Source organism: Methylobacterium sp. AC433, from assembly GCF_979253015.1.
Map to the genome: position 1 here is coordinate 370942 of NZ_CEEDBN010000003.1, position 14791 is coordinate 385732.

Here is a 14791-nt window from a genome sequence, read left to right on the forward strand (position 1 = left end):
CACCGCCGGCTCAGGCGCCGGCGGCGTCCGGGATGGTGATGCGGAAGCAGGTGCCGATGGCGGTGTCGTCGAGGCTGAGGCGACCGCCGTTGAGCTCGATCAGCTCCGAGGCGATGGCGAGGCCGAGGCCCGTACCGCCGGCCCGCGACGAGCCCTTGAACGGCGAGAACAGGTGCTCGCGGGCCCGGGGCGGCAGCCCCGGGCCGTTATCGGCGACGAGGATCTGCGTCTCTCCGGACCCGGGCTGGCCCTGCCGGCGCGCCCTGATGGTGATCTCGGGATTCTCCTGGTCCAGCGGCTCATAGCCGGCTCCCTGGGGACTCAGCGCCTGCACCGCGTTCCGGACGATGTTGGCGAGCGCCCGCGAGAACTGGTCCGGATCGACGAAGATCCGCAACCCGCTCGGGCAGACCTCGTGGATGACGATCTTCGAATCGCGCCCGCGCCCGGCCAGATCCGCCTGTTCGGCGACGATCGGGGCGATCGGCACGAGGCGCCGGTTCGGGTTGCGCTCCGTCGCCCGGCCATAGGCCAGGGTCTCCTCGCAGAACCGGATCGCGCGATCGAGGGTGGCGACGAGGCGCGGCGCCACCCGCTGGGCCACGGGGTCGGCGACGCCGTCGAGGCGGTCGCTGAGCAGCTGCGCCGTGGTCAGCAGGTTGCGCAGTTCGTGGTTGATCTTGCTCACCGACAGGCCGAGGCCGGCCAGCCGGCGCTTCTCGCGCAGTTCCCGCGCCAGCGCGGTCTCCATGCGGGCCAGGGCGATCTCGGCATGGCCGATCTCGTCGGTGCGGCGGGAGGGCACGATCACCCCGTCGATCGCTTCCGGGTCGTCGGCGAATTCCGTGATGTTCTCGACGAGACGCCGGACCGGCCTCACGATCGCCCGCTGCAGGACGAAGAAGATCAGCCCGGCCACCGCGGCCGCGAGGGCCATGGACGACAGGGCCAGCCGGATCGAGAAGTCCGCCACCGCCTCCCGGAAAGGACCCGGGTCCATCAGGATCTCGACGAGGTCGATGCCGTCGCGCCCGTGTCCGATCACGCGGATCGGGTCGGGCGATTCCGTGAAGAGGGTGCGGGCCACGCCGCGGATCGAGCGGATCCAGTGTTCCGAGCGCAGGTCGATGATGTCCGAGACCCTGTCGGGCACCGTCTCGTTGGCCAGAAGCCGGCGGGTGCCGTTGCCGCGCACCGCGATGGCGCGGGCCCCGGCGCCGGCGAGCAGGCGCTGGGACAGGCCTTCCGAGACCTGCTGGTCGGGCGCCGCGTCGAGAACGAGCGCGGCGACCTGGGCCGCCGCGATCCGGTCCGAGAGCCACATCCGGCGGTAATTGGCCACCGTCGGCACGTAGATCAGCACCTCGATGAGGGCGACGAAGGCCACGGTGAGCAGGAACAGCCGGCCCGACAGGCCGAGGTGGCGGCCGAGCCCGCGCTCGGCCACGGCGGACGTCGCGGCCACCTCCTGCTCGAATTCGACGTGCGACGTCACACCCATCTCGGTACTAGCGTTTCCGGTGTTCCAAGGGCGCGGCGGATGACGGCGTGAACCTGATCTGGAGAGCGGTCCAGTGGCGTTTTCAGGGCGACGGCTCGAAGCGCGATTGCCCAACAACGCTCCGAACGGCATTAGGCTGCGTTCAGAGATACAACTTTTTAGATCAGATGTATGGCTAAATTCGATCAGGATTCTAGACGGCGCCGACCCTGTGCGCGACGTCGGACGAATACCGAGATCAGGGCTAATGCGGCCAGAGCGCCGAGGCCGAGCACCATCTTGGGCGTGACGAGGGCGCGCAGCGTCAGGGCGTTCTCGCAATCGAGGCCGTCCGCGGCGAGGCAGGCCGCCTTGGCGCTCTCGTGCGCCAGGACCACGTCCTCGATCGCCGCACCCGTCGAGGCGTAGATGAAGGCGCCCGGCAGGAGGCCGACCAGGGTCGCCAGCACGAAGGTGCTGCGCTTCACTCCGAAGGCGGCCGGCGCCAGGTTCGTCATCCAGAAGGGGAAGATCGGCAAGAGGCGCAGGAACGCGATGTAGCCGAAGGCGTCCTCGCGGAACCCCGCCGCGAGGCCGGCGAGGCGCGGACCGGCCCGCCGCAGGAGCAGGTCGGAGGCCGGCCCGCGGCCGATGGTGAAGACGATGGCGGCGCCCGTGGTGGCGGAGGCCACGGCCACGAGGGCGCCGGGCACGATCCCGAACAGGAACCCGCACAGCATCGTCAGGAAGAGCGAGGCCGGGACTGACACCACCACGGCCCCGACATAGACGAGGTAGGCCACCACCATCGCGCGGAAGCGGTCCTCGGCGACCCAGGCGTTGAGCCAGGCCCGCGAGGCGAGCAGCCGGTCGAGGCTGAGGAGGTGCGAGGCCCCGGAGGCGAGCACCGCCAGCGAGGCGCAGACGAGGAGCAGGAGCGGCCCCCAGCGCAGGAGGCGCTTCAGGCGCGTCGGCGTCCCGGGGCTCGCCGGCGGCGTCGGCGCGCTCACCCGCGCTTGCGCATCCGCAGGATCTTGAAGAACCCGCCCGGGAAGGTCGGCGACACGCCGATGAATTCGACGCCGTTGGCGCGGGCCCAGGCCTCGATCCGGGTCGACTTGAAGGCCGAGGACCAGCCGATCTTGGTGCAGAGCGGCGCCACGATCTCCTCGACCTTGGCCACAGGGCCGGCGGTCTGGCCGAAATGGTTGGCGAGCACGATCTCGCCGCCCGGGCGGACCACCCGCAGGAACTCCGAGAGGGCGGCCTCCGGATCCGGCACCAGGGTGATCAGGAACTGCGCCACCACGGCGTCGAAGCTGGCATCGGCGTAGCCGAGGCGGCAGACGTCCATGACCTGGAGGCCGCGGACGTGACGGAGGCCGCGCCGCAGCACCTTGGCCCGCGCCCGCTTCAGCATGTCCTCGGAGAGGTCGACGCCGCAGACGAAGCTCGTCGGCGGGTAGTAGCCCAGCGATAGGCCGGTGCCGACGCCCGCCTCGAGGATGCGCGGCCCGCAGGCCACGGCGGCCTCGACGGCGTCCCGGGCGGCCGGCTCCGTGAGCTTGTCGTAGACGACGTCGTAGACCGGCGCCCAGCGCGCATAGGCCTTGCGCATCAGGGCGGTGCTCGGACCGGCCTCCCGCAGCTCGCTCAGCATGTCGATCTCGTCGTCCTGTGGAGGGATGGGATTCGTGGGGGCGGTTCGTCGGTCAGGCCGCTTCGGCCGCGCCGGTCGCCAACGCGTCGACGCGCCGAATGGTGCCGCCGCCCAGAACGCGGGCGCGCGGACCGTCATCGGCGTAGATGACGCAAGCCTGTCCGGGCGAGACGCCGTCCTCCGGCGTGGCGAGAACGATCTCGGCCGCGTCGCCCGAGGCGTCTCGGGTCAGGAGGGCCGGCCGGGGCTCCCGGGTCGAGCGCACGCGCACCGCCACGGGCAGGTCCTCGCAGGTCCCGGCGCCGCCCAGCCAGTTCAGGTCTGTGATCCGGATGCGGCTGGTGGCGAGCGCCGCGCGCGGTCCGACCACGACGCGGGCCGTGTCGGGCTCGAGGCGGATGACGTAGAGCGGCTCGCCCACCGCGAGGCGCAGGCCCCGGCGCTGGCCGACGGTGTAGTGGATGATGCCCTCGTGGCGGCCGAGCACCTGCCCGCCGAGATCGACGATCTCGCCGGCCCGCGCCGCGTCGGGCCGCAGCCGCGCGATCACGTCGGCGTAGCGCCCCTGGGGCACGAAGCAGATGTCTTGGCTGTCGGCCTTCTCGGCCACGGCGAGGCCGAGGTCGCGCGCGAGGCGGCGGGTCTCGTCCTTGGGCAGTTCGCCCAGGGGAAAGCGCAGGAAGTCGAGCTGCTCGGCCGTGGTCGCGTAGAGGAAGTAGCTCTGGTCGCGGGCCGGGTCGAGGGCGCGGTAGAGCCCGCGTCCGCCGGACGCTTCGGGCCGGCTCGCCACGTAGTGCCCGGTGGCGAGGCAATCGGCCTCCAGGTCGCGGGCCGTGCGCAGGAGGTCGCGGAACTTGATCGAGCGGTTGCACTCGACGCAGGGGATCGGCGTCTCGCCGGCCAGGTAGCTCTCGGCGAAGCGGTCGATCACGGATTCGCGGAAGCGGTCCTCGTAGTCGAGGACGTAGTGCGGGATGGCGAGGGCCTCGGCGACGCGCCGGGCATCGTGGATGTCCTGGCCGGCGCAGCAGGCGCCCTTCCGGTGGGTGGCGGCGCCGTGATCGTAGAGCTGGAGCGTGATGCCGACGACGTCGTAGCCCTGGCGCTTCAGGAGCCCGGCCACGACGGAGGAATCGACGCCGCCCGACATGGCGACGACGACGCGCGTCTCGTGCGGAGCCTTGGGAAGATCGAGGGAATTCATTGCGCCAGGGTTTGCCGGAAGGGACCGGTCCGGCCCCGCGCGTGAGTCTATAGCGATCCTGGCCCGGGAGTTCCAGGGAGGTCGCGGAGGCGGGTGCGTGCCCGCGCATGGCGTCCGGCACCGGGCGGAAGCTGCCGCCCCCCCGGCAGGATTTGCCCGGCCGTGCCGGAGCAGGACATCGCCTCTTGGAAAAAGACACGTCTCGTCAATGACTTGCGCTCGAAGCCGGCTGGCCTGCGCCTTGCTCGGCCCAGATCCGTAGAGGATTGTCGCCCATGGCTGTGTCGTCGATCGATTGGAACTCCCCGGCCCGGCGCCCGGTCTCGCCCGGCGTGCTTCCCTCGCGTGGGTCGGCGACCTTCAGTCTCGACGTGCCCGCGCCCGAACCCCGTCCGCTTCCGTCAGAGGCCCGCGCCCGGGACGACCGCGCGGCGGCCGCGGATCGGAACGAGCGGATCGCGTCCGACCGTGCCGCCGACGCGGCGGCCAACCGCGAGGCTGCACAGGCCCGCGACACCGCGAAGGCCGCCGCGGCGGCGCGTTCCGCCAAGGCGGAGGAGTCCCGCGCCCCGGTGCCGCCCCGCCCCCGCCCCACCGGCGCGCAGGCCAGAAGCGACGCGGATTCGCCGCGTCCGGCCGCATCGAACGAAGCGCCGGCGGCACGTCCCGACACGAAGGTCCCACCCGGGGCGCCCGCGACCCGGGACACGGCCGCGCCCGCCCCGGACGACGCATCGCCCCCGAAGGCGGCGGCTGGCGAGACGGCCGCGGCCGACACCTCCGAGGACACGGAAGCGGCCGCGCAGGCCGGTCCCGCGGCGCCGATCGTCCCCTTGCCGATCGCCCCGCCGCCGAGTGCCGCGGTTCAGGCCGCGCAATCGGCCGCGGCGGCCGGATCGGGCGAGGCGGTCCCGGCGCAGGATCCGGCCGGTCCCGCCGCCCCGGTGGTGGCCGCGGGCGCGGAGGTGGCTGGCACGGCGGCTCCGGTCCCGCAGGGGCTGAAGGTCCACGCGCCGGCCGGCCGTGGCGAGGGCTCCGAGGGCGGCGAACCGGGCAACGGCAAGCCGCAGGGTGACTTCGCCGCCAGCCTCGCGCCGGCCGTGGAGGGCGCCGCCCGCACCGATCTGGCAGCCGCCGCCACGGCGGCGCCGGCGCCGGCGCACGCCAAGCCCACCGAGGCGTCCGCGCCCGGCGCGCCGGCCGCCCCGGCCCAGCCGCCGGTGCCGCTCGGCGCCGTGCCGATGACCATCGGCCTGCGCTCCCTCTCGGGCAGCAACCAGTTCGAGATCCGCCTCGATCCGAAGGATCTCGGGCGCATCGACGTCAATCTCGACATCGACAAGGAGACCGGTGCCGTCCAGGCCCGGCTCGTGGTCGACCGGCCCGAGACCCTGGCCCTGCTCCAGCGTGATGCCGGCAACCTGCAACAGGCCCTGGCGCAGGCCGGCCTGAATCCCGGCGAGGGCAGCATCAACCTGTCCCTTCGCGGAGACGGCCAGCCAGACGGCCGCTCCAACGGCTCCGGCGGCGACGGGCGGCAATCCGACACGGGCCGGAGCGCGCGCGCCGACAGCCCCGACCCGAGCCCCATCGCCGCCGTTCCGATGCGCCGCTACGGCGCCCTTTCCGGCATCGACATCCGCATCTGAGGAATCCGAACATGGCTTCAGGCATCACCGGCGCCGCGAGTTCGACCGGGTCGAGCGGCACGACCAAGACCTCGCAGCAGGAACTCGCCGGGAACTTCACCCAGTTCCTGACGCTGCTGACGACGCAGCTCAAGAACCAGAACCCCCTCGACCCCATGGACACCAACCAGTTCACCCAGCAGCTGGTGCAGTATGCCGGCGTCGAGCAGCAGCTGAAGTCGAACGACCGGCTCGATTCGATCCTGAGCAACGCCAAGTCGTCCAGCGCCGCCTCGGCCACGGGCTTCATCGGTCAGAAGATCACGGCGGACGGCACGACGACCGCCCTCAAGGACGGCGCCGCCTCCTGGACCCTGACCCCGGCACGGGCGGCCAAGCAGGCGACGATGACGATCAGCGACGCCAAGGGCAACGTGGTGGCGACGCAGACCAAGGCGCTCACGGCCGAGGCCCAGAGCTTCACCTGGGACGGCCGCACCTCCAGCGGCTTCACCGCGCCCAACGGCACCTACGCGATCAAGGTCGACGCGGTGGACGCCACCGGCGCCAAGATCAAGGTCGACACCAAGGTGAGCGGCACGGTCGACAGCGTCGATCTCAGCGGCTCGGAACCGGTGCTGCTGGTGGGCAAGTCGCGGGTTCCGGTCTCGACCGTGCAGGACATCGGCGCAGGGTTGTCCACATGACCGGCAGGGCGAATCCAATGCGATCGATCCGCTTCAAGATATCTTAAGTGGGCACAAGTAGCTTCCAATCTCGACAGGTCAGTCGAGTTGTAGAGCGTATCATGACCGAACCAAGCCGCCCGAGAGTGAAGTATGTTATCGGGCCTGATGGAAGTCCGTTAACCATTGCGGATCTTCCACCGACCACCACCCGTCGATGGGTCATCCGCCGCAAGGCCGAGGTGGTCGCCGCCGTCAGGGGCGGTCTCCTCAGCCTCGAGGAGGCCTGCCAGCGCTACACCCTCACCACCGAGGAGTTCCTGAGCTGGCAGTTCTCCATCGATCAGCACGGTCTGGCCGGGCTGCGCACCACGCGCATCCAGCACTACCGCCACTGAGCCGGAAGACGGCCGGGCTCACCGCCCGACCCCGTCCCAGCCCCTCCGAACCCGGAAGCCGCGTCCCCTCATCCGGGCGCGGCTTTCGCGTTTCCGGTGCCCGTTCATGGCCGCGTGCCGCACTTCGTTCACGATTGTTAACCCGACGCTAACCACGGCCCAGGCAAATTTTGCCGAGCGGGTGCCGGCAGTCCGGCGCCGCGTCTCGGGTGGGTGCGTCGCGTCGTGAAACCGGTCCTCGACCTCGTGACAAAGTTGGGCCCGGCGCGCCTCGCCGCCATGGCCGCCGTCACGATGACGCTGATCGGCTTCTTCGCCTTCGTGATCCTGCGGGTCTCGAAGCCCGACATGGGCGTGCTCTTCGCCGACCTGTCGATGTCCGATTCCTCGGCGGTGATCCGCGACCTCGACGCGCGCGGAATCAAGTACGAGACCAAGGGCGACGCGGGCCAGACCATCCTCGCGCCGCGGGCCGACCTGCCGCGCCTGCGCATGGACCTCGCCGGCAAGGGCCTGCCGAGCGCCGCCGGCGTCGGCTACGAGATCTTCGACAAGGGGGACGCCTTCTCGTCGACCAACTTCGTCCAGAACGTGAACCACCTGCGCGCCCTCGAGGGCGAGCTGTCCCGCTCGATCCGCGCCATCGGCCGGGTCCAGGCGGCCCGGGTCCACCTCGTGATCCCCGAGCGGCGCCTGTTCGAGCGCGACCGCGAGACGCCGAGCGCCGCCATCGTCCTGAAGCTGATGGGCGACCTCGACCCCTCCCAGGTCCGGGCCATCCGCCACCTCGCGGCCTCCGCCGTCGAGGGCCTGAAGCCGGAGCGGGTCTCCATCGTCGACGAGCGCGGCCGCCTGCTGGCCGATGGCGCCCGCGGCGCCGAGTCCGAGACCGGGGCCGGCATGGAGGAGAAGCAGGTCGGCATCGAGCGCCGGCTGCGCGCGCAGATCGAGGAGATCGTCGCCGGCATCGTCGGTGCCGGGCGCGCCCGCATCCAGGTCAGCGCCGAGCTCGACCTCAACCGGATCGAGAGCCGGTCGGAGAGCTTCGACCCCGAGAGCCGGGTGGTGCGCTCGACCCAGACCCGCAGCGAGAATTCCCTCACGGGCGGCGCCGAGGGCGCGGTCAGCGTCGGCAACGAGCTTCCGGGCGCCAATCAGCCCGGCCAGGCGCCGGCGCAGAAGGATTCCACGAACAAGAACGAGGAGACCACGAACTACGAGATCTCCCGGGTGACGAAGACCGAGGTCGCCGAGAGCGGTCGGGTCAAGCGGCTCTCGGTGGCGGTGGTGGTCGACGGCGCCTACGTGCCCGGCCCGGACGGCAAGCCCGTCTACCAACCGCGCCCGGCGGCCGAGGTCGACCGCATCGCCGCCCTGGTGCGCTCGGCCATCGGCTTCGACAAGGCGCGCGGCGATCAGGTCGAGGTGGTGAACCTGCGCTTCGCCGAGACGCCGGCCCCGGCCGAGTTCTCCGAGCCGTCGCTGGTCCAGTCGCTGCTGGCTCCCTCGAAGGAGGAGGTCATGCGGATCGTCGAACTCGGCGTCCTGACGATGCTGACCCTGATCGTCCTGATGGCGGTGGTGCGCCCGCTCCTGAAGAAGGTCCTGGCCTCGGAGCCGATCCAGATCGCCCTCCTCTCCGAGGGCGGCGCCGGCGCCCTGGCCGGCGGCGGCGAGGCCCTGATGGCCCCCCCCGACAACCCGACCGCGCGCCTCGTCGATTTCGCCCAGCTCAACGGCAAGGTCCAGGCCGAGACCGTTCAGCGGGTGGTCGACATGGTCCGCGCCAGCCCGAGCGAGACCGTGGAAGTGCTTCGAAACTGGATTCACGAGAACTGATGCGCGCCCTGTCCCCCGCACCGACCAAGAGGCGTTGAGACCATGTCCTCGGGACTGAACATCCAGGCGGAACTCGCCAAGGGCAGCAACGGTGCCTTCGGCGCCATGACGGGCGCCCAGCGCGCCGCCGCGCTCCTCCTGCTCCTCGGTGAGAGCGAGGGCGCGCCGATCTGGCAGATGCTCGACGAGGACGAGGTCAAGCTCGTCTCGCACGCCATGGTGCAGCTCGGCTCGCTGGAAGCCGAGACGGTCGAGAAGCTGATCGTCGACTTCGTCTCCCGCCTCTCCTCCGGCGGCGGCATCACCTCGAACTTCGAGCGGACGGAATCGCTGCTCCTCAAGATCTTCCCGACCGACCAGGTCTCCTCGATCATGGCCGAGATCAAGGGCGCCTCGGGCAAGCGCGTCTGGGCGAGCCTGACCCAGATCGATCCCGAGATCCTGGCCTCGTTCCTCCGCAACGAATACCCGCAGACGGTGGCGGTGGTGCTCTCGAAGGTGCGCTCCGACTACGCCGCCAAGGTGCTGACCATCCTGCCCGAGGAGTTCGCCATCGACGTACTGAACCGGATGCTCCGGATGGAGACGGTGCAGAAGGAGGCCCTGCGCCACATCGAGGAGACCCTGCGCGTCGAGTTCGTCTCCACCATCGCCCAGACCACCCGGCGCGACGCGCACGAGCTCATGGCGGACGTCTTCAACGCCTTCGACCGGCAGACGGAAGGCCGCTTCCTCACGGCCCTCGACCAGGCCAATCGCGGTTCGGCCAAGAAGATCCGCCAGCTGATGTTCACCTTCGAGGACCTGTTGAAGCTCGATGCCGGCAGCGTCCAGACCCTGCTGCGCAAGGTCGACAACGAGACCCTGTGCCGGGCCCTCAAGGGCGCCGACGAGCGGGTGCGCAACTTCTTCCTGAAGAACATGTCCACCCGGGCGGCCAAGAACATCACCGACGAGATGGGCTCCCTCGGGCCGATCCGCCTCAAGGACGTCGATGAGGCTCAGGCCAAGATGACCGAGCTCGCCAAGGAGCTGGCCGAGAAGGGCGAGATCATGATCGCCAAGTCGAGCGGCGAGGAGGAGCTGGTCTATTGAACGCGCGCCGCTTCCTCTTCGACACCGACTTCCGGCCGAGGCCGGACAACCCTGCCACCGTCAAGGAGGCGGCGGCCCTCGCCGAGACCGTCGCGCGCGCCGAGGCCGAGGGCTACGCCCGCGGCCTGCGCGAGGGCCAGGCCATGGCCGAGCAACAGATCCAGGCGCGCCTCTCGGATGCCCTCACCCGGATCGGCCTCGCCGCGGCCGGTCTGATCGGGCAGTCGGACGCGCGCGATCGGGCGCGGGAGGACGAGGCGCTCGACTTCGCCATCCTGCTCGCCCGCAAGGTCGCGGGCGAGGCCCTCGACGCCCAGCCCCTGGCGGCGATCGGCGACGCCGCCCGCGCCGCGCTCCAGCACCTGCGCGGCGTGCCCCACCTCGTCGTGCGGGTGCACGAGAGCCTCGTCGACGATTCCGAGGCCCTGGTGAAGCGTCTCGCCCGCGAGCGGGGCTTCGAGGGGCGCCTCGTGGTGCTCGGCGAACCCGATCTCGCCCCCGGCGACGCCCGCATGGAATGGGCCGATGGCGGCGTCGTCCGGGACCGTGCCCAGATCGAGGCCGCCGTGCTCGCCGCCCTCGGAATTCCCGCCTGACACCCCCGCCCGACGCCTCTGCCCGACCCGATCTCCGCTCCGGAAAACCCGCATGTCCGACGATTTCAGCCTGCCCCAGCTCAACGGCGGCGACGCCTCCTTCGACGGCCTCGGCACCGAGTCGATCCGCGAGACGCCGACCACGCCGAAGAGCGCCGCCGACCTGGAGCAGGTCTTCGACGTGCCGGTGGTGGTCTCGGCGGTGCTCGGCTCCTCGCGCATGCCGATCGGCGACCTGCTCCGGCTCCAGCCCGGCGCCGTGCTGGAACTCGACCGCAAGGTCGGCGAGGCCATCGACATCTTCGTGAACAACCGCCTCGTGGCGCGCGGCGAGGTGGTGCTGGTCGAGGACCGCCTCGGGGTCACGATGACCGAGATCATCAAGAGCGACCACTGACCCCCACGCCCTTCCGGCCGCCGCGCCCACCGCGCGAAGCCACACCTGACGGAGATTCCGGGCCATGCGGCTACTCATCATCGGACGGCTCAACGGCGAGCTGATCACCGCCTCCAAGATCGCCATGAACCGGGGCGCGGCCGTCACCAACGCCGAGAGCCTCGCCCAGGGGCTCGCGGTGCTGCGGGCCAAGGGGGCCGACCTCATCATGATCGACGTCGCCCTGGCGATCCGCGATCTGGTGACGGCGCTCGCCGAGGAGCGCATCCGCACCCCCGTCATCGCCTGCGGCGTCGCCACCGACGCCAAGGCCGCGGTCGCCGCGATCCAGGCCGGCGCGCGGGAATACATCCCCCTGCCCCCGGATCCCGAGCTGATCGCCGCCGTCCTGCAGGCGGTGTCCGAGGACGGGCGCGCCTTCGTCTGGCGCGACGCCTCCATGGAGAAGGTGGTCAAGCTCGCCGAGCAGGTGGCCCGCTCGGAGGCCTCCGTGCTCATCACCGGCGAGAGCGGCACCGGCAAGGAGGTCCTGGCCCGCCACCTGCACGGCAAGTCGAACCGGGCCAACCGGCCCTTCGTCTCCGTCAACTGCGCGGCGATCCCTGAGGCGCTGCTCGAATCGGAACTGTTCGGCCACGAGAAGGGCGCCTTCACGGGCGCCGTGGCGCGCCGCATCGGCCGGTTCGAGGAGGCCCACGGCGGCACGCTCCTCCTCGACGAGATCTCCGAGATGGACGTGCGCCTGCAGTCGAAGCTGCTGCGCGCCCTGCAGGAGCGAGTCATCGACCGGGTCGGCGGCACCGCGCCGGTGAAGGTCGACATCCGCGTGCTCGCCACCTCGAACCGCAATCTGGTGGAGGAGGTCCGCAAGGGCACCTTCCGCGAGGATCTGTATTACCGGCTCAACGTCGTGCACCTGCGCCTGCCGGCGCTCCGCGAGCGCCCGGCCGACATCCTCGAACTGGCGGCGCACTTCGCCAAGAAGTACGCCGAGGTGAACGGGGTGCCGGTGCGGCCGCTCAGCGCCGAGGCGCAGGGACTGGTGCGCGCCAATCCCTGGCGCGGCAACGTCCGCGAACTCGAGAACACCCTGCACCGGGCGGTGCTCCTCGCCTCCGGTCCGGAGATCGGCCCCGACGCCATCCTCACCCCCGAGGGCGACAGCATCGCCCCGCTCTCGGCCGGGCCGGCCGAGCGCGCCGCCCGGGTGGCGGAGGCCGCGACCCGCGGCCTCGTCGGGCAGACGGTGGCGCAGGTCGAGTGCGACCTCATCCTCGACACGCTCGACCATTGCCTGGGCAACCGGACGCATGCCGCCAAGATCCTCGGCATCTCCATCCGGACCCTGCGCAACAAGCTCAACGAATACGTCGATGCCGGCCTGTCCGTGGCCGAGCCCGGAAGCGTGCGGGCGGTGGCGGCCTACGGCTGAGCGCAGGGCCGCTCTTCCACCCGGGGTGCAGGCCTACGAGGCGCCGTGGACGCGCTCGCCGGCCATCTGGACCGCGTGGGCCCGCTCCAGCTTCTCCAGCGCGTGGAAGCGGGCGATGTCGGCCTCCACGTCGCGGATCGTCTCCTCCACGAGGTGCTGCTGCAGGGCGCTGCGCGGGTCGTTCGGCTCGAGGCCGTCCCGCGCCTGAAGCCGCTCCACCGCCTGCTTGACGACGCCGTAGACCGCTTCCCGCTCGGTGCGGGACATGGTGGGATTGACCGCGCGGGCGATGAGATCGGTGAATTCGGACATGCGGCGGTGCGGGGCGGATCGATGCTCGGGACGGGCTAGAGGCGCTGGTCGTTGACGCCGGCGATGATCAGGGCGATCGAGCTCCAGACGACCAGGCATCCGAAGAACACGACCATGATGCTGTAGCCGCGCTGTGGGAAGATCGAATCGTCGGGCAGGGCCGGGTCCACGAAGGTCGCGAGGTAGATCTGCTGCTTGTTCGCCGCGATGCGGGCGCGGTCGACCATCAGGTTCGCCGATTCGTTGAGCTTCGTGGCGATGGTGCGCTCGACCTGGAGGCTCTCGTATTCCAGCAGCGCGCGGGTCATGTTGGTGGCGGAATCCGCCCCCGACAGGCCATCGGTGGTCAGCTGGTCCGTGAGTTTCTGGATCTGCTGATCCAGGGCCGCGACGGTCGAGGCCAGGTTCTGGATGCTGCGCGACTTCTCGTCGAGGCTCGATCCGCGCAGGACGGCGAGGTCGGATTCGGCCTTCAGGCGGTCCTTCCGCAAACCGGCGATCGTCGTGAGGGTGGATTCCGCGGCCTTGGCCGGGTCGATGATGCCCCAGCGGTTGCGGAAGACCTGCAGCGCCAGGTGGGCGTTGCGCAGGCGCTCCTGCGCCTTGGCCGCCTCGGCCTCGGCGTGCTTGACCATATCGGCCTGCGCCCGGCGCGAGATCTCGTTGATCAGCGCCTCGCTGCGTTCGACGATCGCGCGGTTGATGGTCAGGGCGTCCTGGGGCGTGAAGGCGCGGACGCTGAGGGTGATGATGCCCGAGAGCACCTCGATCCGCGTGCCGACATGCTTGTTCCAGTATTTGACCAGCTCCTCCATGGGCTCGCCGACGCGGTAGCGCGTCCAGAAGTCGGCTTCCGGTCGCGAGAACATCTTCGAGACCTTCAGGCGCTCCTCCATCGTCGCGACGATCGCCCGGCTCTCGACGAAGTCGCGGATGATGAAGCTGTCCTGGCTGTTGTGCTTCATGATCAGGTCGGAGAACTGCCCGCCGGAGCTTTCCTCCATCGGCTCGACGTTGCCGCGGACGGCGAATTGCGAGATCGCCACGTACTGATCGGCGGCGAAGGCGTAGAAGTAGATCCCCGCGAGGGCGGTCGGCAGCAGCACGAAGAGGCCGAACTGGCGGACCAAGCTCCTGATGAGGTTCTTCGGCTGGCTCGACGGCGGCCGGATCCCGGGCAGCTGGCGCCAGTCCAGCCGCTCCTGCGCCCGGCGCAGGAGCGCGGGGACGCGGCTCCGCGAGACCGGATCGACGGTTTCGGCATTGCGCCGCAGATCGGGCAGCGAGCGCAGGGCGACGTCGATCACCCCCCGCACGCGATCCTTCTGCTTGACCTCCTCGGCACTCATCAATTCAGGTTCCCGAGACACGGCTCGATCAGGGCAGGCTGAGGAATCACCGTCAGGGACGGCGAGTCTGCACGGGGTGGAGGACGATGCATATGGTCACGCCTGCGGAGCCCCCGCGCCGCCCTCGTGTTGAGCGGAGGACTCCTTCGTTTTTCGGCCCTTTTTAAGGCGCTTCGCCGGGGTGCCGCGTCACGCGGCGGCGGCAGGGAACATCGGTGACGGTATGGAAGACACAGGTGGGACGGCGCGCCCGGCACGGATCCGCATGGCACGCGCCGGGTTCTCCGAACTCGTGCTCGTCTGCGGCAAGTGCGTCAAGCGTCAGGGACTGAAGAAGGGCTCGGTGCGCCGGCTGCTGCGGCGCGAACTGAAGGCGCGCGTCCCGTCGCGCAAGCTCCGGGTCGTCGAGGTCGGGTGCCTCGGCCCCTGTCCCAAGCGGGCGCTCGCGGCCGCCACCGCGGACAGTCTCGCCAAGCGGCGCATCCACCTGCTTGACCCGGCGGCCACGGCGGCCCAATCGATCGATGCACTGTTCCCCGATTTCGGCCCCAAAGGCTGCCTAACCCTGGCGGACGCCCCGACCACGGACCGCTAGGTCGGACCGCGGCGTTCCGGGCGCGGGTTCTCGGGGCGGGGGTGCCGGGAGAGCCACCCGGCGGGACGGGGCCGGGCCGGACGTTCCCACGGGACGGATTGCGCTCGGACCGACGTTTCT

15 protein-coding genes are annotated in these 14791 nt (G+C 70.7%); 9 read left to right on the top strand and 6 right to left on the bottom strand.

Features of this window, described 5'->3' with window-relative positions; translation table 11 throughout:
- Positions 1-10 precede the first annotated feature (10 nt).
- From AC0IWM_RS07755 to mnmA, 4 genes are all read right to left on the bottom strand, one after another.
- The gene (locus tag AC0IWM_RS07755; RefSeq protein ID WP_471753974.1) at positions 11-1501 is read right to left on the bottom strand and encodes a sensor histidine kinase; all 1491 of its coding nucleotides are present in this window, start codon (positions 1499-1501) and stop codon (positions 11-13) included.
- A 185-nt stretch (positions 1502-1686) separates the two neighbouring features.
- The gene (locus AC0IWM_RS07760) at positions 1687-2490 is read right to left on the bottom strand and encodes a TVP38/TMEM64 family protein (RefSeq protein ID WP_471753976.1); all 804 of its coding nucleotides are present in this window, start codon (positions 2488-2490) and stop codon (positions 1687-1689) included.
- A complete protein-coding gene (locus AC0IWM_RS07765; RefSeq protein WP_471753978.1) occupies positions 2487-3140 on the bottom strand; it encodes a class I SAM-dependent methyltransferase in 654 nt (217 codons plus the stop codon). Before AC0IWM_RS07765 ends, AC0IWM_RS07760 begins: the two co-directional genes overlap by 4 nt.
- Positions 3141-3192: 52 nt before the next feature.
- Positions 3193-4344: a tRNA 2-thiouridine(34) synthase MnmA gene (gene mnmA, locus AC0IWM_RS07770; RefSeq protein ID WP_056475156.1), complete on the bottom strand. Its 1152-nt coding sequence runs from the start codon at positions 4342-4344 to the stop codon at positions 3193-3195.
- A gap of 275 nt (positions 4345-4619) precedes the next feature.
- Between mnmA and AC0IWM_RS07775 the strand changes: the two genes are divergently transcribed.
- The 8 genes from AC0IWM_RS07775 to flbD all read left to right on the top strand — a co-directional run bounded on the left by AC0IWM_RS07775 (position 4620) and on the right by flbD (position 12415).
- Positions 4620-5993, top strand: coding sequence for a flagellar hook-length control protein FliK (locus AC0IWM_RS07775; protein WP_471753980.1), 1374 nt, complete (start codon positions 4620-4622; stop codon positions 5991-5993).
- A gap of 11 nt (positions 5994-6004) precedes the next feature.
- The gene (locus AC0IWM_RS07780) at positions 6005-6679 is read left to right on the top strand and encodes a flagellar hook assembly protein FlgD (protein WP_471753982.1); all 675 of its coding nucleotides are present in this window, start codon (positions 6005-6007) and stop codon (positions 6677-6679) included.
- A gap of 101 nt (positions 6680-6780) precedes the next feature.
- Complete coding sequence (sciP, locus tag AC0IWM_RS07785; protein ID WP_018044452.1) at positions 6781-7056, top strand: CtrA inhibitor SciP; 276 nt, start codon at positions 6781-6783, stop codon at positions 7054-7056.
- Positions 7057-7281: 225 nt separating this feature from the next.
- A complete protein-coding gene (gene fliF, locus AC0IWM_RS07790; protein WP_471753984.1) occupies positions 7282-8895 on the top strand; it encodes a flagellar basal-body MS-ring/collar protein FliF in 1614 nt (537 codons plus the stop codon).
- Between the two features lie 42 nt (positions 8896-8937).
- Positions 8938-9990 (top strand): flagellar motor switch protein FliG, encoded by a 1053-nt coding sequence (fliG, locus tag AC0IWM_RS07795; protein WP_056475168.1) that lies wholly within the window; start codon positions 8938-8940, stop codon positions 9988-9990.
- On the top strand, positions 9987-10586 hold the full coding sequence (locus AC0IWM_RS07800) for a FliH/SctL family protein (RefSeq protein ID WP_471753986.1): 600 nt from the start codon (positions 9987-9989) through the stop codon (positions 10584-10586). The genes fliG and AC0IWM_RS07800 overlap by 4 nt, the downstream gene beginning before the upstream one ends.
- A gap of 52 nt (positions 10587-10638) precedes the next feature.
- A complete protein-coding gene (gene fliN / locus AC0IWM_RS07805) occupies positions 10639-10983 on the top strand; it encodes a flagellar motor switch protein FliN (RefSeq protein ID WP_055958008.1) in 345 nt (114 codons plus the stop codon).
- Positions 10984-11047: 64 nt separating this feature from the next.
- Entirely contained in the window at positions 11048-12415 is a 1368-nt protein-coding gene (flbD, locus tag AC0IWM_RS07810) for a sigma-54-dependent transcriptional regulator FlbD (RefSeq protein ID WP_471753988.1), read from the top strand.
- A 33-nt stretch (positions 12416-12448) separates the two neighbouring features.
- On the opposite strand, the gene AC0IWM_RS07815 is transcribed toward flbD, so the two are convergent.
- Complete coding sequence (locus AC0IWM_RS07815) at positions 12449-12727, bottom strand: hypothetical protein (RefSeq protein ID WP_056475176.1); 279 nt, start codon at positions 12725-12727, stop codon at positions 12449-12451.
- 35 nt (positions 12728-12762) lie between these two features.
- The gene (locus AC0IWM_RS07820; RefSeq protein ID WP_471753990.1) at positions 12763-14076 is read right to left on the bottom strand and encodes a KpsE/RkpR family capsule polysaccharide export protein; all 1314 of its coding nucleotides are present in this window, start codon (positions 14074-14076) and stop codon (positions 12763-12765) included.
- Positions 14077-14341: 265 nt separating this feature from the next.
- Between AC0IWM_RS07820 and AC0IWM_RS07825 the strand changes: the two genes are divergently transcribed.
- Complete coding sequence (locus tag AC0IWM_RS07825; RefSeq protein WP_471753992.1) at positions 14342-14671, top strand: (2Fe-2S) ferredoxin domain-containing protein; 330 nt, start codon at positions 14342-14344, stop codon at positions 14669-14671.
- The last annotated feature ends 120 nt before the right edge of the window (positions 14672-14791 follow it).